This window comes from Gilliamella sp. CG22 (assembly GCF_046635725.1).
Taxonomy (GTDB): domain Bacteria; phylum Pseudomonadota; class Gammaproteobacteria; order Enterobacterales; family Orbaceae; genus Gilliamella; species Gilliamella apicola_I.
Map to the genome: position 1 here is coordinate 53,558 of NZ_JBIDFK010000012.1, position 18,334 is coordinate 71,891.

Here is an 18,334-nt window from a genome sequence, read left to right on the forward strand (position 1 = left end):
TTGCGCTAACATACTTATTAATTATAAATTTGAATTTTAGCTAGTATTTAATTAAAAATTATTTAGCTGTGTTTTTTAAGATTTCAATTAATTTATCGGCTGGTACGTAACCTGGAATAAGTTGCCCATCGGATAAAACGATTGACGGGGTACCGCTTATACCTAGTTGTCGACCTACGTTAAATTGCTGAGTAACATAAGGAACGTCGCTGGTAGCTGGTGTAATAGGATCGCCTTTGTAAGCTTTATCAAAAGCAGCTTTGCGATCAGCAACGCTCCAGATAGATTGCATGTTTTTACCAACTTCACTATCAGCACCTGCACGAGGGTAGGCGAAATAATGGACTGAAATGCCATTATTTAAATATTGATCTATATTCTCGTGCAACAATTTACAATAATGACAAGTATAGTCAGTGAATACTGAAATCACATATTTTTCATCTTTGGCTTTGTAAATGATAGCATCTTTTTCGATAGTTTTCATTAATGCCAAATTAGTGCTATTAGCGATGTTTTTCGGCTCGTCACCTTCAACATTATAGATAGGGCCTTGAGTTAAATATTTACCATCGTCCGTGACATAAAAGGTTCCATCGGGTGTGACTACACTTTTCAAACCTTTTACGGGCGTGTTGGTAATTTTTAAATCTTTATTCTCATAACCTAGCTTACTCATGGTATCGGTAATGTCACTATTACCTGCCAAAACTGAGGTTGAAATTAACGCCAAACCTAAAACTAATTTTTTCATTTACTTATCCTTATTTTTTAAACCCTATGCTCGAGGATGATGTTTGCTGTGTAATTGCTTTAACCTTTCTGTTGCTACATGGGTATAGATTTGCGTAGTTGAAAGGCTGCTATGTCCCAATAACATTTGAACAACCCGCAAGTCTGCCCCATGATTAAGTAAGTGGGTAGCAAATGCATGCCGAAGCACATGAGGAGAAAGTGCTTCAATATTTATATCAGCTAGTATGGCATAATATTTTATTCGATGCCAGAATGTCTGTCGTGTCATTTTTTTTCCAAGTCTACTTGGGAAAAGCACATCGACTGGCCCCGATTTAAGTAAATCATCGCGTCCATATTTAAAATAGTATTCTAACCAATAAATGGCCTCTTCGCCCAGTGGGACTAAACGTTCTTTATTTCCCTTACCTATTACCCGAATCACACCTTGTCGTAAACTAATATCACTTATTTCTAAACTTACTAATTCTGTTACGCGTAAACCGGTTGCATAAAGCACTTCTAACATGGCTTTGTCTCGAAGCTCTAATGAGTCTTGAGTATTAGGGGATTCAAGCAAAGCCTCAACTTGTGATTCAGTTAAATCTTTAGGTAATTTTTTGGGTAATTTAGGCGAAGACAGGACAGCTGAAGGATCATCGGTGCGATAATTCTCTTGATATAAGAATTGAAAAAAACGTTTTGTTGCACTCATCAGTCGTGCGGTGCTACTTGCTTGATAACCATCGGCAACCCGTTGCATTAAAAAATCTTGCAAATGAGTGGTCTGAGCAGTAATAAAATTCACATTTTTCAACTGTAGCGATTGATTGAGTGCCAATAGATCAAGTTTATAAGATTCTATAGTATTTTCCGCTAAATTTCGTTCTAACCATATGGCGTTGAGGAATTCTTCAACGAGTTTGTCATTGTGAGGACGAATGTGGTTTTTTGACACCAAGATTATCTCTACATTTTAAATATAGAAAATATTATATACTAAATTAGCAATTAATTGCAGTGTAACTCATGTTGAATCATGAATATCATATTGTATGATAAAAGACATTATTTTAACTTTTTACTGATATAATGTTATTGATGTTAGTGAAAAAAATATGTGGCTTGCATTGTTTGATATATACTTATCATTTCTAAAATTTCCTCAATGTAATTATATGTTAAAGCGAAATATTTACCTTTTTATCGCGGTTTATGCGTTATTCGTAATTGGTATTGAAACTCATGTTTATTGGCATGCTCGGCTTCGTCCATGGCAACCTGGTACGCCGATAGGTCGAATAATATTTTATTATAGTTTTTTTACTGTTCTTTCCAATCTCATGCTAGCAATAAGTTGCCTATTTTTAACCTTTAAACCTAACTGTAACCGTTATAGCTTTAATGTTATTCGATTAAATGGCTTAATTGGTGTAATTATTACTGCAATAATTTATAACTCAATTTTACGCGGTATTCATCAACCGCCAAATAGTTTATTGCGTTTTACAAATGAAAGTTTACATGTTGTTATTCCCCTATTAGGTATTTTGAGTTGGCTTATTTGGGGACCATTCAGACGTATCAACGCCAAAGTTGTTATTGGTTCGATATTGTCAATGATAGCGTATGCTATTTATATCTTCGTACGAGGTTATTTTACACATCAATATCCGTATCCATTTATCAACATTGAAAAAATAGGTTATATAAAAGCATTATATAATGTCAGTAAAGTGCTATTATTATTTTTGGGATTAACTTTCTTATTATGGTGTATTGACCGTTTAAGGAGATAAAAATGAAACTATATATTTATGAACATTGTCCTTTCTGTGCACGAGCAAGAATGATTTTTGGTTTGAAAAATATACCGGTTGAAGAGCACGTTTTACTTAGTGATGATTCGGAAACACCGCAAAGCATGATCGGCGAAAAAATGGTTCCGATTTTGCAAAAAGATGACGGGAGTTATATGCCAGAAAGTTTAGATATTGTGGATTACATCGACAATAAATATGGGGGCAAACCAATTTTAGTTGGATCACAATCATCCGAAATATCAGCGTTAATTAAGCAATTACAACACTATGATTATAAATTAGAGTGTCCTCGCTATATTAAACTCGGTTTAGCGGAATTTGCAACTCAACATGCTATTGATGATTTTGTTGCCAATAAAACCAAAAAAATAGGTTCGTTTGATGCATGTCTTGAACAAACTGATGAATTAGTCATGTCCGTATCAAACATTCTAGATAAACTAGCACCCCTGATTGTTTCAGCACATGCTTGTAATGGTAATTTATCATTGGATGATATCTTATTATTTCCTGTATTACGTAATTTAACTTGTGTAAAGAGTTTGACCTTTCCGCCTAAAATTAAAGCTTATCTGGAATCGATGTCAAAACAGAGTAAGGTTAATCTGTTTTTTGATAAAGCCGTATAATTACCAATATTTTGAAGCAAAAAAACTCATTAACCTAGGTTAATGAGTTAACAATTAGAAAATAGGAATACGATAAGTATTAACCCATGCTAACAATATGATAAATCGTAGTTAGCATGTTGAAACTGAGCGATTAATTACCTAATTTAAGATCAATGATTTCAATTTGGTCTTTACCGCCGTAAATGTCATACCATGGCGTAGCATATTGTTTTAAAATCTTATTGAGTTCTTCAACGTTTTCCCGTCCGGTGGTATCTAACCAGCGTTTTAGTCCTTCTTTCCCTTCTTTGGCATAAACGGCAACACCTTCAAACCAAGTGGCACGACCACCTAAAATACCACTATATTTAGCACCGTTTTCACCCGCAAAAATTAACTCTTGATGGAATGTTTTGGTCGGAACACCGGCACTTAAATATATAAAAGGACGCGTGGCGGCATCGCTGGCTTGTTTAAAATAATCCGCAGCTTGTTTTTGTGAATACACTACAACATTATTATCATTGAAGCCTTCAACATGTTTAAAAAGTACAGGAACTTCGACTTTTAAAACATCGATGTAATAGTGGTTTTTCGTGAACTCTTTAATGGTATTGATCACTTTTTGTGGTTTGATTTTGGCAAATTCAGGACTTTTATCATCTGTCACCGTGTTATCATACACGATAGGTTCAACAAAGAGGGGAATATCAGCCGCTCTTGCTTCATCTCCAATACGTTCTAAAAATGCATGCTTTTTATCTAAAATATCTTGTGGATCATCAGGGTTGTAATAGACTAAAACCTTGGCTGCATCTGCCCCTTTTTTTAATAACCGTTGTAAAGAATCTTCCGGTAATACGTCAGGTAAACGACCGGGTGTGTTAGCATCATAACCCGTTTTTTCATAAGAAATGATTAAACCCGCATTTTGATTTTTTTTCGCCATACCTTTAAAGCCATACTCTTCGTCTAACAAAATTGCACTGACATATTTTGTTAATTCTTGAGAAACAAGCTCTTTGAATTCATACACCATATCAACATGATAACGATCCTTACCAACGGCGGCTTCCATCATTTTAACCATTGAACCACGCTGATCGATTGCTAACGCAGCAATAATACCTTCTTGGTTTGATAATTGTTGCATACGGGTAAATTTACCACGAGAAATACGTTTTGTAGCCATTTTACAACTCTCCATTTAAAAAGATTTTTCATTGTAGATTTATTACTCGATGATTTATTAGTCATTTAGTGCTAGTTTTGATTAAAGCTAAAAATGATTAAATTTCAGTTCATTAGTTGCCTTTCTGGAAAGTGATACATTGTGATAGTTTGATATTATTTTCTAGAAAAATCGTTAAAATTTGTCAATGTGGTTGATGCCTGTTGGCTAACTTAACATTAATACGCATTCATTTTTTGTATTCTATAGACTGTACTAAACAGTAGTTCTAAGACAAAACTACTCATACTTCATCTATCGGCACTGTATAAATTGAAATAAAAATGCAAATTCTAAATAGTGAGATTAATTAGCTTTATAGGTTTTTATACAATATCAATAAATAAAATAGGATATAAATTTTTTTAAAACTTTGAAGATAAGCATATTTTTTAATAAAAATAAGACTAAAATAAATACAATTATGAGTTAAATTTTAATTATTCAGGAGAAAGAAATGAAAGCTGCTGTTATAAGAAATGCTTGCGATGGCCAAGTCGACATTAAAGATATTCCTATCCGTCCATTAGAAGCTGGTGAAGCTTTAGTTGAAGTTGAATATTGCGGTCTTTGCCATACGGATCTTCATGTTGCTTCGGGCGATTTTGGTAAAAAGCCGGGTAGAGTAATTGGTCACGAAGGTGTCGGCATAGTGACTAAAGTTGCGCCCGATGTAAAAAGTTTAAAAGTTGGCGATAGGGTGAGTATTGCATGGTTTCATGCAGGTTGTGGGACTTGTGAATATTGTATATCGGGTAATGAAACATTCTGTCGTAGTGCGTTGAATTCGGGTTATACCGTTGACGGAGGTATGGCAGAATTTTGTATTGTTAAGGCTGATTATGCCGTTAAAGTTCCGGAAGGATTAGATCCTGCTCAAGCAACCAGTGTAACATGTGCCGGTGTTACCACTTATAAAGGCATTAAAGTTGCGGATACCAAACCAGGGCAATGGCTTGCTGTATTTGGTATTGGTGGCTTAGGAACTTTGGCGGTTGAGTATGGTAAAAAAGTCTTTAATAACAAAGTGGTGGCAATTAGTAATAGTGATAGTCAATTAGAGTTGTGTAAAAAATTGGGGGCAGATTTAGTCGTTAATCCTAAAAAAGTAGCTGATGTAGGGGCATACATCAAACAACATACGGGCGGTGGTGCGCATGGTGCTGTGGTGACATCAGTAACTAAGACAGGTTTTAATCAGGCTGTTGAATCTGTTCGCCCTTTAGGACGTGTTGTGGCACTGGGTTTACCGTCTGAAACAATGGATTTAAGTATTCCTAAAACAGTATTAGATGGTATTCAAGTTTTAGGTTCGCTTGTGGGGACTCGAGAAGATCTTGCAGAAGCATTTCAATTTAGTGCAGAAGGAAAAGTTGTCCCGATCGTAGAAAAAAGACCATTAGAAGATATCAACGATATGATCGATGAAATGAAAGCAGGAAAAATTCAAGGGCGTATGGTCATTGATATGAAAATGAAAAGAAGTAACTAAAAAAAGTAACTAAAAGGTTTCGACTTATATGCTTAAGTCAGCTTAATGCTGACTTTTTTATATTTAAAAGATGAAAATCCCATTCTTTGTATGAATTTAATTCTTTTCAGATAGTTAACAGTATTCTTTCTTGAATTTTATTCATAAACTTCTATTATAAATAAATTTTCCTTAATATAGATTATTACTCAAAGAGGACGTTTATGTCAGATCACAATTTAGAAAATAAATTGCGGAAAGATCTTGGTCTAGTTTCTGCATTATCACTGGTTGTCGGAATGGTTTTAGGAGCAGGGGCTTTTATGAAACCACCCGCAGTGTTAGAAGTCGCTGGTGATTATAATTATGCATTACTAGCGTGGATAATAGGCGGTATTTTTTCTATTTGTGGTGGACTAACATTGTGTGAATTAGGGGTGATGTTTCCTAAAACTGGTGGCATGTTAGTTTATTTAGAAAAAATTTATGGTGCGAAAGTATCTCACCTTTATGGTTGGATGATCACTGTTCTTTTTGCGCCATCATTAGTAGGGGCACTTGTTGGCTATTTTAGCTCAGTTTTTTGCTTATTATTTAATATTGATGAAGCTTATCGAATGGCGGTTAGTGCAGGTGTGTTAGGTTTTATTGCCTTGATTAATGCAATAGGGGTTAAAGAGGCAGGCTATTTACAAACCTTTGCAACGATTTGTAAATTAATTCCTATCCTTTTATTAGCTATCTTTGGTCTTTGGAAAGGTAATGGACAAGTCGCCTTACTTGGTGCAAGTGGACAAGGTATTGAAACCTATGCACCTTTCGCTGTTGCCATTCTTGCGACACTGTTTGCTTATGACGGTTGGGCGCAAGTCGCCTCTTTAGCCGGTGAAATCCGGAATCCTTCAAAAGTTTTACCTAAAGCAATCATTCTGGGAATCCTATTCTTAATTATTGTCTATGCCTGTATAAACATTGCACTATTTAAAATATTTCCGGTACAGGAAATGGTATCACTAAAACATGATGCCTCAGCTATTGCTTCACAACGCATGTTTGGGGAATTCGGTGGAAACTTGGTTGCCGTTGGTATTATGGTCTCAATTCTGGGTGGCATTAATGGTTATATCATGACCTTATCACGAACTATTTTTAGTATGGCTGAGCGAGGTACGATTATTGGGGCACGTTTTTTAAGTACGATTGATGAGGATAGTCGTTCCCCAGTTAATGCTATTATTGTCTTAGTTATTTTTTCATTCTTGTATTCGATATTGCTGGATGCTGATCGGTTATCAGAAATTTCAATGTTTGCGATTTGGGTATTTTATCTACTGACTTTTATTGGTGTGATTATTGCCAGAAAAAAATATGCTGATGTGCCTAGACCTTACAAAGTTATTGGATACCCTATTATTCCTATTGTGGCTATAAGCGGGGCTGCTTATGTTATTTATGGTATGTTGATTTATCAAACTGTAAATGGGATTGCTTCAATCTTTTTAACCTTGATTGGCTTACCAGTATACTACTATTATCATAAAAAGAATCAAAACAAAGAGCTTTCGCTTGGTGAAATGAAAAAATATCATAACAAAACACAATACTCTATTGCATATGCTTCATTAATTATCATTGCCGGATTAATTGCATATGGTTATATCGTGAGTTCAGGACTTGCTTTTAAAGTTTTGATGTTATTTAATCAATTCATAAAATAAACTGGCTATTGCCAGTTTATTTTTATGACAAGTAGCTTAAATATAATTTGAAATTAAACTATAGATATTTTGATCATAAAACGCATCATTAAGATATTCGGCTTGTTTGAGTGTTCCTTCATAATCAAAACCACAACGCTTAGCGACTTGATTACTTTTCAAATTAGTGACAGCACATTTAATGACAAAGCGTTTAATGATTTTTTTTACAGCATAATGATGAGTGAGTGCTTGGATAGCTTGTGTAATGATACCCTTACCTTGTGCTTTGCTATCTAACCAATAACCGAGATAGGCAGTTTTATTATTTTTATCGATATAATTAAAGGAAAGTAACCCGACTGATAGGTTATTATGTAAAATTACATAGGTTTTAGTTTGATCACGCTGATGTTTGACAAAACAATCTGCTAAAAAATTAGCTGTATCTGACTCGCATTTGACAAATTTTGACCATGTCATAAATTGACTAAAGAAGACACGATTTGAATCAATAATGTGGTATAACGCTTTGGCATAATCAGTTGTTGCAGGACTAAGATAGATATGTTCAGTGACATGAATTTCATCTTGTTGGTTATCATTCATTCTTTATTCTCTTAAAAACATAACAGTTTAATGACCTTTTTTATGAAATTGCCAGACTGTGTAGTCTGGCAATTTTGATGGATTTTAATGGATACAAAACAATAAATGTTTATTATTTGCTCTGACTCTCGCTTTTTGATTTAGCCACATAGTTATACACAACTAATAAAGCAAAAATAGCAACAATAATCATCATAATAACATCTTTATTTAACCATTTTGCCATATTACCAAGTAAAATGCCTACACCACAAAAATCGACATCAGAAAACGTGGTATTGGCAAAACCTAGTGATCCTAATACAGGCAATAATACCACAGGTAAAAATGTCACTAACAAACCATTAGCAAATGCGCCAAGCATTGCCCCACGGCGTCCGCCCATTGCATTACCAAATACCCCAGCAGTTGCACCACAGAAGAAATGTGGAACCACACCCGGTAAAATGAGTACCGCGTTAAGTTGACCTAAAACAAATAATCCAACTAATCCACCCAAAAAGCTAAATAAAAAGCCAATCAATACCGCATTGGGTGCATAAGGAAATACGACAGGGCAATCTAAAGCAGGTTTGGCGTTAGGGACTAATTTTTCTGAAAATCCTGTAAATGCGGGGACAATTTCGGCAAGAATTAGACGTACACCTTGCAATATGATAAAGACACCTGCTGCAAAAGTGATCGCCTCAATAATGGCATAAACTAAATAATTATCGCCATGACTAAGATTGTTTTCAACATAATCTGAACCGGCAAATACGGCTAAAATTAGATAGATAATCATCATGGTTAACGAGATTGAAATTGAGCTGTCACGTAAAAAGCTTAAGTTTTTTGGTAAGTTCATCTCTTCGGTAGAACGAGACCCTTTGCCAACTGCCTTTCCAAGCCAACCAGCTAAGACATAACCTAGCGTACCAAAGTGACCGAATGCGACGTCATCGTTACCGGTAATTTTTCGCATTTGTGGTTGAGCTAAAGCAGGGAAAAACGCCATAATTAACCCTAAAACCAGTGCGCCGGTGAAGACTAATTGCCAACCTTGAAACCCTGAGACGGTTAAAATAATACTAATCATACAAGCCATATAAAAAGTATGATGACCGGTTAAAAAGATGAATTTTAATCGCGTAAATCGAGCAACAACAATATTGGCAATCATACCAAACGCCATAATTAATGCCGTTGCTGTGCCATACTCATTTAATGCCATGGATACAATAGCTTCATTATTAGGAACGATTCCTTGAAGTTTAAACGCCTGTTCAAACATGATACCTAATGGTGTAATTGCGCTAATAAGTACTGTTGCACCACCACCTAATACCAAAAAGCCTAAAATAGTCTTAATGGTTCCTTTTACCGTATCGGCAAATGATTTACGTTGAGCTAATAATCCTACCATTGCGATTAAGCCAACAAGCACCGCAGGTACTTTTAGGATATCAACAATAAATTTTACTATTTCCTGAATCATAGTAACTCCTTAACGATTTGCTCAGTTCTTGGCAAAATGCTCAACGAGTTTTTGTTCTAAATCGTTGATATCAATAATATTGTTTAACACCACTAATTTATCGGCAGGAATCCCAGAACTGGTGGCTAAATCTTTTGTCATGACAAACAGATCAGCTTGATCGGGTGTTGCTGAAGCTAAATCAGCATGTGTAACTTCTGCATCAATATTTAATTTTTTTAGGACTTTTTTGATATTCATTTCAACCATAAAACTACTACCAAGACCTGAACCACAAACTGCCATAATTTTCATATTGTTTATCCTTTTACTCATTTCTATTTAATTTAATATTGATCAATCACAGCCAAGATTTCATCACGATGTTGTGCTTTAAAAATGGTCTGCATATCGTTTGATTCACCGAAGAGTGTTGCTAATTGCGTTAACATTTCAATGTGACTGGTGCTATCATTGGCCGCTAATAAAGTCACTAAATAAACAGGGTCATTATCTTCTGAATTGAATTTAACGCCTTGCTTGACCAATAACATTGACAATCCTAATTGATTTACACCCTGTTCAGGTCTGGCATGTGGCATAGCAATACCGGGTGCCAAAACGTAGTAAGGTCCTATTGATTCGTGTAACTGAAAAATAGCATCCACGTAATTTTGTGAAATAGCATTATTTTTTAATAATGGTGTTGCACAAAGTTGTATCGCTTCTTTCCAGTCTTTAACCGAATCAATAATATTGACTGTTTGGTTGGTTAACCATTTACCTAACATTTTTCCTCCATTAAAACCGATATAAAGTTAATATCTTTTAAAAAATTAACATACTGCACAATAATAGAAATTAAAAAATAGTAGAAATGTGATAGCGCTATCAAAGTTAAAATAAAATTTCTCTGTTTTGTGATACAGATAACATTTTTAATGAATGGATAACTCATATTTTTTAGAGTGTTAATATTATATCGATAATCATGATTAAAAAACAGCTTGAACAATCTGCACTTGATTGCTAGCCATGAAAAAATTTAGTTCATTATTCTTTGGGCAAACAGCCAGATAAATAAAAGGGTTAACGTTAATTGAGATAAAACATGCAGGATATAAAAAAGCGTAAGAGTACTGGGCAGATCACTTTGTTTGATGTCGCGAAACATGCTGGTGTCGGGGCTATGACGGTATCAAGAGCTTTACGGACACCTGAGCAAGTTTCGGATAAGCTCCGTCAAAAAATTCAATTGGCGATTACGACATTGGGTTATAAACCCAATGTCGCAGCAAGCTTACTGGCTTCAGCATCGGCGATTAAAGTTATCGCGGTAATTACTTCTAAAATATATGATCATACAGCAAAAATTTTACTTAATACTTTGCAAACTCACTTAGCAAAAGAAGGTTATACGACATTAATTATCGAATTGTGCCATTATTACAAATGCGAATCGCAATTAGTTAATACGTTAAGCAGTTATCAGCTTGAAGCAATTTTGTTATTTCATGTTGAAGATGAAGGGTTAATTCAACAAATCACCAATTACAAAACAATACCGATTATGAATATTGGCAAGCAATATGAAGACTTAATAGATTTAAATGTTGAAATAAATGATTGTTTAGCTATGTATACGCTTACCGAGTATGCGATTAAAAAGGGTTATCACCATATTGGTTTACTATGTGCTAATCAACAGAATCATTTTTTTCAACAGCGTTTGCACGGTTGGCATAAAGCAATGTTAACTTATCATTTACCCAATCATAGAGTAATTAATGCAGCTAAACCTGCTAACTTTAGTACGGGTTCCGATTTGCTCTCCGATATATTACTCAACTGGCCTGAACTTGACGCTTTAATATGTACGACTGATGAATTAGCGTGTGGTGTGCTTTATGAATGTCAACGTCGGCACATTCGTGTCCCTTATCAATTAGCAGTAAGTGGATTTGGTAATAATGAATTTAGTGAAGTAAGCTTTCCACCATTAACGACTGTCGCATTACCTTCCAAACAGATTGGAGAATATACGGCGACTTTAATATTACATAAATTAAATAACAAAACGGATTTGAGTGAACCTATATTATCCCAATTAGAGCCAGTGATTCAAGCTCGAATGAGTTTATAGTTGATCGTATTATATGTTAGATAAAAGAGAGAAAATAATGAGATAAATTTTATTCTCAAAATTCAGAAACAAAAAAAGCCTGCTTAGAAAAGTAGGCTTTTTTTTGACATTGGTCGGCGAGAGAGGATGACTCGCATTTCATGCTCGCCCTTCGGGTCGTTGCTAAAGCAACGTTATCTCGCTACGCTCGGCTCGAACCTCCGTCGGTTCTCATCCTTTATACTGAAGCGAATAACAAAAAAGCCTACTCATTGAGCAGGCTTTTTTTTTGAAATTGGTCGGCGAGAGAGGATTCGAACCTCCGACCCACTGGTCCCAAACCAGTTGCGCTACCAAGCTGCGCTACTCGCCGTTAGGATGCGCATAATACTGCGCTAACCTCGATGTGTCAAGAGTTTCACCTAAAAATTATGATGATAATTTTTTATTTTGTAAAAGGGGCTGGTGTTTTGCCAATACGTTGATAAAATTCGGTAACAAATTCTTCATAACGTTTGTTAGCAACCGCTTCTCGAATCTCTGCCATTAAACGTTGATAATAGCGTAAATTGTGAATAGTGTTGAGTCGAGCACCTAAAATTTCACCACATTTATCTAAATGATGAAGATAAGATTTTGTGTAATTTTTACAGGTATAACAATCACACTCAGGATCAAGTGGTGTTGTGTCATCTTTATATTTGGCATTACGAATCTTAATAACGCCGTTGGTTACAAAAAGATGTCCATTACGAGCATTTCGGGTTGGCATGACACAGTCAAACATGTCGATACCACGACGTACGCCTTCAACTAAATCTTCAGGTTTGCCAACGCCCATTAGATAACGCGGTTTATCAGCCGGTAATTGAGGGCAAGTGCCTTCTAAGATACGATGCATATCCGCTTTGGGTTCACCAACGGCTAATCCACCCACAGCATATCCGTCAAAGCCTATTTCGGTTAATCCTTTAATGGATATGTCACGTAATTCTTGATGTATACCACCTTGAACTATACCGAATAATGCATTCTTATTACCAAGTTCATCAAAACGTTGACGGCTTCGTTTTGCCCAGCGTAATGACATTTCCATCGATTTTTTGACATAGTCCCACTCCGCAGGAAAAGGCGCACATTCATCAAAAATCATCACAATATCAGAACCAAGGTCGTATTGAATTTCCATTGAAATTTCAGGCGATAAAAAGATTGAATCGCCATTAATTGGATTACGAAAATAAACGCCTTCTTCTTTAATTTTACGAATATCACCTAAACTAAAAACTTGAAACCCACCAGAATCGGTTAAAATAGGGCCATGCCATTGCATAAAATCATGTAAATCACCATGTTTACGCATAATCTCTTGTCCGGGTCGTAACCATAGATGAAAGGTATTACCTAATAAGATTTGGGCTCCAGTTGCGGCGACTTCTTCAGGTGTCATCCCTTTTACAGTACCATAAGTACCAACAGGCATAAATGCAGGTGTTTCAACGGTGTATTCGACGCCACGGCGATCGAATTTCATACGTCCTCGACGAGCAAGTCCGTCAGTATTATCTAATTCAAATTTCATGTCTTGTTAACCTCGTGCGACCAAATAAACAGTTTGGCGCAAATTATTGATATAATACGTCGTCGTATTACTAAATTTCGGCGCCTAGTTTATCGTGATCACTTGCAATAGACAACATTTGGAGAGATTTTAAAAATTTTGAGATACATTATTCTATCATTGTCATTTTTAATTTTATTCATGATAACAGGTTGTCAAAGCCAACTTAATAAACCGCAATTTATTCTTTCTTCTAAACAAATTGTCGCGTTATCTGAGCAGGATATCCTAAAATTTAACGAACAAGTTTGTCGTGATGAAGATAAGCAATCTATTGTGCTAGCTCATGATCATGTGATGAGTCAACGACTTCATCGTCTTATTCAATATCTGCCTAACACGATTAATCATCTTCAATTAAATTATAAAGTTTATCTCAATACAAAGCCTAATGCTTGGTCATCAGCAAATGGTTGTATACGCTTAAACAGCGGATTGATTAAACTGTTAACCGATGATGAGCTATTGGCTGTAATTGCTCATGAACAAGGACACATTGCGCTAAAACATGCGATACACTCATTCCAACATGCCCCTTATATTGAAATTTATGATAAAGCGAATAAAACAGTTGTAATGGTAAGAAACGAGACCGCTCAGCAAAATGAAATTGATGCGGATAATTATGCGATCGAGATGTTACGTAAACAAAAATTAAACCCTGCCGCACTGATTAGCATCCTGATGAAAATGCCGGTACATAATGATGTTGATTTAACATCGTATCCTGCAATATCAACACGAATTAATCATATTTCACAAAAACTGAAGAATATTAAGTAATAATGTTTTCTTCGTTTGCCAATCAATGGGTAAATGGTTACTACTTCGATTGGCAAATTTTAAAAACTCACCAATTAAATTTGTTTGCCAGTAATAAACATCGCATCACCATAGCTAAAAAAACGATATTTTTCGTTAACGGCTTGTTGATAAGCATTCATTGTATTTTCATAACCAGCAAAGGCTGAAACTAACATAATTAAAGTCGATTCGGGTAAATGAAAATTTGTGATTAATGCATCGATCACATTAAACTGGTAGCCGGGATAAATAAAAATCTGAGTGTCGGCAAAAAAAGGCGCAATAGTGCCTGTTTTTTGGGCGGCACTTTCAAGTGCTCTAACCGATGTTGTGCCCACGGCGATAACTTTATTACCACGAGCTTTACAAGCTAACACTGCCTCAACAACTGTTTCGGGGACTTCTGCATACTCGGCATGCATTATATGCGATTCAATATTTTCAACTCTTACGGGCTGAAATGTACCTGCACCAACATGCAAAGTAACAAAAGCCATTTCAACGCCTTTATCTTTCAATTTTTTTAATAGAGGTTCATCAAAATGGAGCCCCGCAGTAGGTGCAGCAACTGCACCAGGCACTTTACTGTAAACAGTTTGATAAACTTCACGGTCTTGTTCATCATCAGGGCGATCAATATAAGGAGGTAAAGGAATATGACCAATTTTATTTAAAATAGTCAATACATCATCAGGAAATTGAAGTTCAAATAAAGTATCAAGTCTTGCCACCATAATCACCTTAATTGAATCATCATCTCCTAATAAAAGTTCGGTACCTTCTTTAGGTGATTTTGATGCTTTTATATGGGCAAGGGCACGATTATCATTCAAAATTCGTTCAACTAAAATTTCAATTTTTCCTCCCGAAACTTTTTTACCAAATAAACGGGCAGGAATAACTTTAGTATTATTAAAAACAAGTAAATCACCGGGATTAATTTTATTGATAATATCGGTGAAAACTCCGTGTTCAATCTTTCCTGTATGACCATTTAAAGATAAAAGTCGACAGTCACTTCTTGTTTGAGAAGGGTGCTTTGCAATAAGTTCTTTGGGAAGTAAAAAATTAAAGTCGGATAGTTTCATAATAGCTATGTCTGAAAAAAATAGGCATTAGTCTAAATCTCATAATACCAGTAAGCAAGTAATTATTTATTGCTTATTATTAAAGTTAGTTTAAAATTTTCGCTGCCTAGCTAAGGTTAGGAATAAAGTAATTATATTTAAAATAAGGAAAACAAAATGAAAAATCTCAAAAATACATTATCCATTGCGCTTCCTTTGGTTGCAGCAATGTCATTAGTCGGTTGTAACAGTATAGATAATATGACTGATCTAGGTATGCGTGGCATTCAAGCAGCAACACTTAGTGACGATGAAATAAAAACACTCAGCGCTAATGCATGTGCTCAAATGGATTCAAAAGCAAAAATTGCGTCTGCCAACAGTGCTTATACTAAACGATTGAATAAAATTGCCAAAACACTCGGCTATAACTTAAATGGAACACCTATTACATATAAAGTATATCTAAATAAAGATATCAATGCATGGGCAATGGCTAACGGTTGTGTCCGTGTTTATAGTGGTTTAATGGATAACATGAATGACAATGAAATTCAGGGTGTTTTAGGGCATGAATTAGGCCATGTTGCTTTAGGGCACACTAAAAAAGCAATGCAAGTTGCTTATGCTACCGAGATAGCGCGTGATGCTGCTGCTTCATCAGGAAACGCGGCGGTAACTGCGTTATCAAAATCTAAATTAGGCACTTTAGCCACCGCTGTGGTTAACTCTCAATTTTCACAAAAACAAGAAAAAGACGCTGATAACTACTCTTTTGACTTCTTAATTAAGAAAAACATTAATCCAGTAGGGCTTGCAACGAGTTTTGAAAAACTTGGTGGTGGTAATGCTGACTTATTAAGTAGTCATCCTTCTTCATCAGATCGTGCGGCTAATATCCGTAAAAAGATTGCCAGATTGAAAAAATAATATCGAGTCAATAATTGAGTCAAAAGCACCTAATTTGTTGGTGCTTTTTGTTTTTATGTAAATTGAAATTTCAAGACGGATTCAATAATATTAATCAATAGACATCCAGAAGATATACTTCATTTCTTTACCTATCATCTCGCATTTACAAACTACTTATTTTTACTATTTAGTCATGTCATTACAGGATTATTGTAAATAACTATCTATTTATCAGATTGTTAAAATAATTTAATGCTTCTTTTCATACTTCACTAAGCAAAATTAAAAATAGTTATACTTAAATTAATAGGTTTTATTGATTTTAATTGTTTAAATTGATCGTTTTTTACGATCAATGTATAATTATGAAAATATTTGAAAATTATCTTTAAAAAAACGCTTGTTTTGTTAATTTTTCTGATCATTAAAAACGAATAGAGATGAAATGAATTTGCAACATTTAAAAATTTTTACTCATCCGAAAGTTTGGTTGTAATTGAATTCTTTATCTTAATTTATTAAATGGATTTGTATCAGTAATGCATTAATTGAAAACAAATTTTTTTGATTTTTTTAAAATTTTGCTGATTAATTTACAAAGTTAAATATCCAATAGTGTCTAATCAAGATCAATAAGCAAAATTATGTAATTAAATATTGATATTGTTATTAATTAGCATCTGTTTTTTTAATTTTAAAAGTAATGAGTACATGTTTTTATACGTAATTAATCTTAATAAAAATAGTTATATGTGGTAATGATAGTTTTTTGCGATCATGTTGTTATGTATTGATCGTTTTTTGTGATCAATATATAATTGCGAAAATATTTGAAAAAAATATGTAAAAAAATTTTTGTTTTGTTAAATTGCCCGCTTCTCAAAAAATCGTTTTGAATCAAGGGATAAGAAGTTTATGTTCAAAATTTATCATTTTTGCTAGCCCAAAAATTGAGTAATGAGTTGAACTATTGTTTCATTAATTAGGTGTTTTTCTTTTAAAAAAACAATTGATTATGAATTATTGTTTTGATTGGTCAGCAGAATAACAATTTAGTCAATAAAACCTAATAAATAAATTTAATTATAAAAAAATAAAGCAATTGACCTTAAAAAGAAAGGAAATAAAGTAGATGAAAAAACATAACTGGACCCGGCATTTACCTTGTCTGGGGATAAGTGCTGCTTTTTTACTCGGCTCAAATGGTGTTTATGCCGGTACGGATAACGTGCCCAAATTGAACATTATCCGGGATGAGTTTAATGCAGAAGAAAAGCTTAACTTAAGTATCTATAATCCCAAGCTTAAGCTGACCTCGCAAGGGCTGTTTACCTCACCAATGGGATTTTATGTCTATACTAACTACCCCTCAAAAATAGCGGAATATCAGATTACGGTTTACCGTCAATCAGACTTAGATAACCAATATCCCTTAAAGACGTTCCGTTTTAGTGATATCAGTCCGGATGAGGCCGTATTATGGAGCGGGGAAACGGATAATGGTGAGCCGTTATCAATTGACAGCGAGTATAAAGCGATTTTAAGCACGACCGGTTATGCAGGCCAAAAAGATACCGTCTATGCAGTGCCATTTAAAACCTTAGGTTACGGCAGTGCACAAATCGACAATCCATTCACCGCCTACCGCAAAATGACCCCCACGTCGAATTTATTATTTGGCCAATTAAAATCAGACAGCACCATACCGGGCTTTGGTGAAAGCCGAATAAACCATCAGGGCATCGTCACCAGTGCGCAAGACCGTAAAGTGGTCATTCAAATGGCGGGACTGGAAGATAAAAAAGCAGTGATGCTCAATGGTGAGCGCTTAGTGGTGGATGACAATGGTCGAGCCATGCGCGAGATAATTTTATCGCCGGGTGATTATCAGTTTGATTTAAGCTGGCAGGATGAGCAGGGTCAGACCCACACACAGCAGGAAAAGCTGGTGGTGGAGCAGGAAGATGACCTTTTCTATGTGGGTATAGTGGATGTGACGTATGCGCAAAACAATGTCAGTGGCGACGGACAATCCATACTGGAAGATGCCGACAGTCATCACTACAGCGGCAAAGGGAGCTGGGATGGACGGGTTGCATTTTACTTAAAAGCGAACAAAGGTGATTATCGCATTACCGCCCATTTAGACACAACGGAAACCCGGCTGAAAAATGC

17 protein-coding genes, 1 tRNA gene and 1 other RNA gene are annotated in these 18,334 nt (G+C 35.2%); 8 read left to right on the top strand and 11 right to left on the bottom strand.

Going from position 1 to position 18,334, the window contains the following annotated elements; translation table 11 throughout:
- Positions 1-58: 58 nt before the first annotated feature.
- The gene (gene dsbC / locus ACGH46_RS09865; protein WP_267350088.1) at positions 59-754 is read right to left on the bottom strand and encodes a bifunctional protein-disulfide isomerase/oxidoreductase DsbC; all 696 of its coding nucleotides are present in this window, start codon (positions 752-754) and stop codon (positions 59-61) included.
- Positions 755-778: 24 nt separating this feature from the next.
- The gene (gene xerD / locus ACGH46_RS09870) at positions 779-1,678 is read right to left on the bottom strand and encodes a site-specific tyrosine recombinase XerD (protein ID WP_324101240.1); all 900 of its coding nucleotides are present in this window, start codon (positions 1,676-1,678) and stop codon (positions 779-781) included.
- 235 nt (positions 1,679-1,913) lie between these two features.
- On the opposite strand from xerD, the gene ACGH46_RS09875 reads away from it, so the two are divergent.
- Together ACGH46_RS09875 and grxB are read left to right on the top strand one after the other, a co-directional pair.
- On the top strand, positions 1,914-2,534 hold the full coding sequence (locus tag ACGH46_RS09875; RefSeq protein WP_267360883.1) for a Pr6Pr family membrane protein: 621 nt from the start codon (positions 1,914-1,916) through the stop codon (positions 2,532-2,534).
- 2 nt (positions 2,535-2,536) lie between these two features.
- Complete coding sequence (gene grxB, locus ACGH46_RS09880; protein ID WP_411605493.1) at positions 2,537-3,187, top strand: glutaredoxin 2; 651 nt, start codon at positions 2,537-2,539, stop codon at positions 3,185-3,187.
- 133 nt (positions 3,188-3,320) lie between these two features.
- Here grxB and ACGH46_RS09885 read toward each other — a convergent pair whose 3' ends face one another.
- A complete protein-coding gene (locus ACGH46_RS09885) occupies positions 3,321-4,361 on the bottom strand; it encodes a tagatose 1,6-diphosphate aldolase (protein ID WP_267360879.1) in 1,041 nt (346 codons plus the stop codon).
- 496 nt (positions 4,362-4,857) lie between these two features.
- On the opposite strand from ACGH46_RS09885, the gene adhP reads away from it, so the two are divergent.
- Together adhP and ACGH46_RS09895 are read left to right on the top strand one after the other, a co-directional pair.
- The gene (gene adhP / locus ACGH46_RS09890) at positions 4,858-5,892 is read left to right on the top strand and encodes an alcohol dehydrogenase AdhP (protein WP_411590655.1); all 1,035 of its coding nucleotides are present in this window, start codon (positions 4,858-4,860) and stop codon (positions 5,890-5,892) included.
- A 203-nt stretch (positions 5,893-6,095) separates the two neighbouring features.
- The gene (locus tag ACGH46_RS09895) at positions 6,096-7,589 is read left to right on the top strand and encodes an APC family permease (RefSeq protein ID WP_411605495.1); all 1,494 of its coding nucleotides are present in this window, start codon (positions 6,096-6,098) and stop codon (positions 7,587-7,589) included.
- Positions 7,590-7,625: 36 nt separating this feature from the next.
- On the opposite strand, the gene rimL is transcribed toward ACGH46_RS09895, so the two are convergent.
- The 4 genes from rimL to ACGH46_RS09915 all read right to left on the bottom strand — a co-directional run bounded on the left by rimL (position 7,626) and on the right by ACGH46_RS09915 (position 10,424).
- A complete protein-coding gene (gene rimL, locus ACGH46_RS09900) occupies positions 7,626-8,177 on the bottom strand; it encodes a 50S ribosomal protein L7/L12-serine acetyltransferase (protein WP_411605497.1) in 552 nt (183 codons plus the stop codon).
- 112 nt (positions 8,178-8,289) lie between these two features.
- Complete coding sequence (locus tag ACGH46_RS09905; RefSeq protein ID WP_267350078.1) at positions 8,290-9,654, bottom strand: PTS ascorbate transporter subunit IIC; 1,365 nt, start codon at positions 9,652-9,654, stop codon at positions 8,290-8,292.
- A 21-nt stretch (positions 9,655-9,675) separates the two neighbouring features.
- Positions 9,676-9,948 (bottom strand): PTS sugar transporter subunit IIB, encoded by a 273-nt coding sequence (locus tag ACGH46_RS09910; protein WP_065558381.1) that lies wholly within the window; start codon positions 9,946-9,948, stop codon positions 9,676-9,678.
- Between the two features lie 32 nt (positions 9,949-9,980).
- Positions 9,981-10,424, bottom strand: a complete 444-nt coding sequence (locus tag ACGH46_RS09915; protein ID WP_065558380.1) for a PTS sugar transporter subunit IIA — start codon at positions 10,422-10,424, stop codon at positions 9,981-9,983.
- A 320-nt stretch (positions 10,425-10,744) separates the two neighbouring features.
- Here ACGH46_RS09915 and ACGH46_RS09920 point away from each other — a divergent pair, with 320 nt between their 5' ends.
- Positions 10,745-11,776, top strand: a complete 1,032-nt coding sequence (locus tag ACGH46_RS09920; protein ID WP_411605499.1) for a LacI family DNA-binding transcriptional regulator — start codon at positions 10,745-10,747, stop codon at positions 11,774-11,776.
- A 110-nt stretch (positions 11,777-11,886) separates the two neighbouring features.
- Here the strand turns inward: ACGH46_RS09920 and ACGH46_RS09925 are convergent.
- From ACGH46_RS09925 to tgt, 3 genes are all read right to left on the bottom strand, one after another.
- A non-coding RNA gene (locus tag ACGH46_RS09925) (RtT sRNA) lies at positions 11,887-12,011 on the bottom strand.
- Between the two features lie 40 nt (positions 12,012-12,051).
- Positions 12,052-12,128: transfer RNA gene (locus ACGH46_RS09930), tRNA-Pro, on the bottom strand.
- A 72-nt stretch (positions 12,129-12,200) separates the two neighbouring features.
- Positions 12,201-13,337: a tRNA guanosine(34) transglycosylase Tgt gene (tgt, locus tag ACGH46_RS09935; protein WP_220215899.1), complete on the bottom strand. Its 1,137-nt coding sequence runs from the start codon at positions 13,335-13,337 to the stop codon at positions 12,201-12,203.
- A 180-nt stretch (positions 13,338-13,517) separates the two neighbouring features.
- Here tgt and ACGH46_RS09940 point away from each other — a divergent pair, with 180 nt between their 5' ends.
- Positions 13,518-14,159, top strand: coding sequence for a M48 family metalloprotease (locus tag ACGH46_RS09940; RefSeq protein ID WP_411605501.1), 642 nt, complete (start codon positions 13,518-13,520; stop codon positions 14,157-14,159).
- Between the two features lie 74 nt (positions 14,160-14,233).
- Here the strand turns inward: ACGH46_RS09940 and queA are convergent, their stop codons facing one another.
- Positions 14,234-15,268 (bottom strand): tRNA preQ1(34) S-adenosylmethionine ribosyltransferase-isomerase QueA, encoded by a 1,035-nt coding sequence (queA, locus tag ACGH46_RS09945; RefSeq protein ID WP_267379971.1) that lies wholly within the window; start codon positions 15,266-15,268, stop codon positions 14,234-14,236.
- Between the two features lie 156 nt (positions 15,269-15,424).
- On the opposite strand from queA, the gene ACGH46_RS09950 reads away from it, so the two are divergent.
- Both ACGH46_RS09950 and ACGH46_RS09955 read left to right on the top strand, forming a co-directional pair.
- Positions 15,425-16,177: a M48 family metallopeptidase gene (locus tag ACGH46_RS09950; RefSeq protein WP_267379968.1), complete on the top strand. Its 753-nt coding sequence runs from the start codon at positions 15,425-15,427 to the stop codon at positions 16,175-16,177.
- Positions 16,178-17,291: 1,114 nt separating this feature from the next.
- A partial coding sequence (locus ACGH46_RS09955; RefSeq protein ID WP_411605504.1) for a hypothetical protein occupies positions 17,292-18,334 on the top strand: 1,043 nt, incomplete at its 3' end.

Coding starts and splice junctions, on each gene's coding strand:
- dsbC (WP_267350088.1), bottom strand. CDS start 754: ATGAAAAAATTAGTTTTAGGTTTGGCGTTAATTTCAACCTCAGTTTTG.
- ACGH46_RS09875 (WP_267360883.1), top strand. CDS start 1,914: ATGTTAAAGCGAAATATTTACCTTTTTATCGCGGTTTATGCGTTATTC.
- grxB (WP_411605493.1), top strand. CDS start 2,537: ATGAAACTATATATTTATGAACATTGTCCTTTCTGTGCACGAGCAAGA.
- ACGH46_RS09885 (WP_267360879.1), bottom strand. CDS start 4,361: ATGGCTACAAAACGTATTTCTCGTGGTAAATTTACCCGTATGCAACAA.
- adhP (WP_411590655.1), top strand. CDS start 4,858: ATGAAAGCTGCTGTTATAAGAAATGCTTGCGATGGCCAAGTCGACATT.
- ACGH46_RS09895 (WP_411605495.1), top strand. CDS start 6,096: ATGTCAGATCACAATTTAGAAAATAAATTGCGGAAAGATCTTGGTCTA.
- rimL (WP_411605497.1), bottom strand. CDS start 8,177: ATGAATGATAACCAACAAGATGAAATTCATGTCACTGAACATATCTAT.
- ACGH46_RS09905 (WP_267350078.1), bottom strand. CDS start 9,654: ATGATTCAGGAAATAGTAAAATTTATTGTTGATATCCTAAAAGTACCT.
- ACGH46_RS09910 (WP_065558381.1), bottom strand. CDS start 9,948: ATGAAAATTATGGCAGTTTGTGGTTCAGGTCTTGGTAGTAGTTTTATG.
- ACGH46_RS09915 (WP_065558380.1), bottom strand. CDS start 10,424: ATGTTAGGTAAATGGTTAACCAACCAAACAGTCAATATTATTGATTCG.
- ACGH46_RS09920 (WP_411605499.1), top strand. CDS start 10,745: ATGCAGGATATAAAAAAGCGTAAGAGTACTGGGCAGATCACTTTGTTT.
- tgt (WP_220215899.1), bottom strand. CDS start 13,337: ATGAAATTTGAATTAGATAATACTGACGGACTTGCTCGTCGAGGACGT.
- ACGH46_RS09940 (WP_411605501.1), top strand. CDS start 13,518: ATGATAACAGGTTGTCAAAGCCAACTTAATAAACCGCAATTTATTCTT.
- queA (WP_267379971.1), bottom strand. CDS start 15,268: ATGAAACTATCCGACTTTAATTTTTTACTTCCCAAAGAACTTATTGCA.
- ACGH46_RS09950 (WP_267379968.1), top strand. CDS start 15,425: ATGAAAAATCTCAAAAATACATTATCCATTGCGCTTCCTTTGGTTGCA.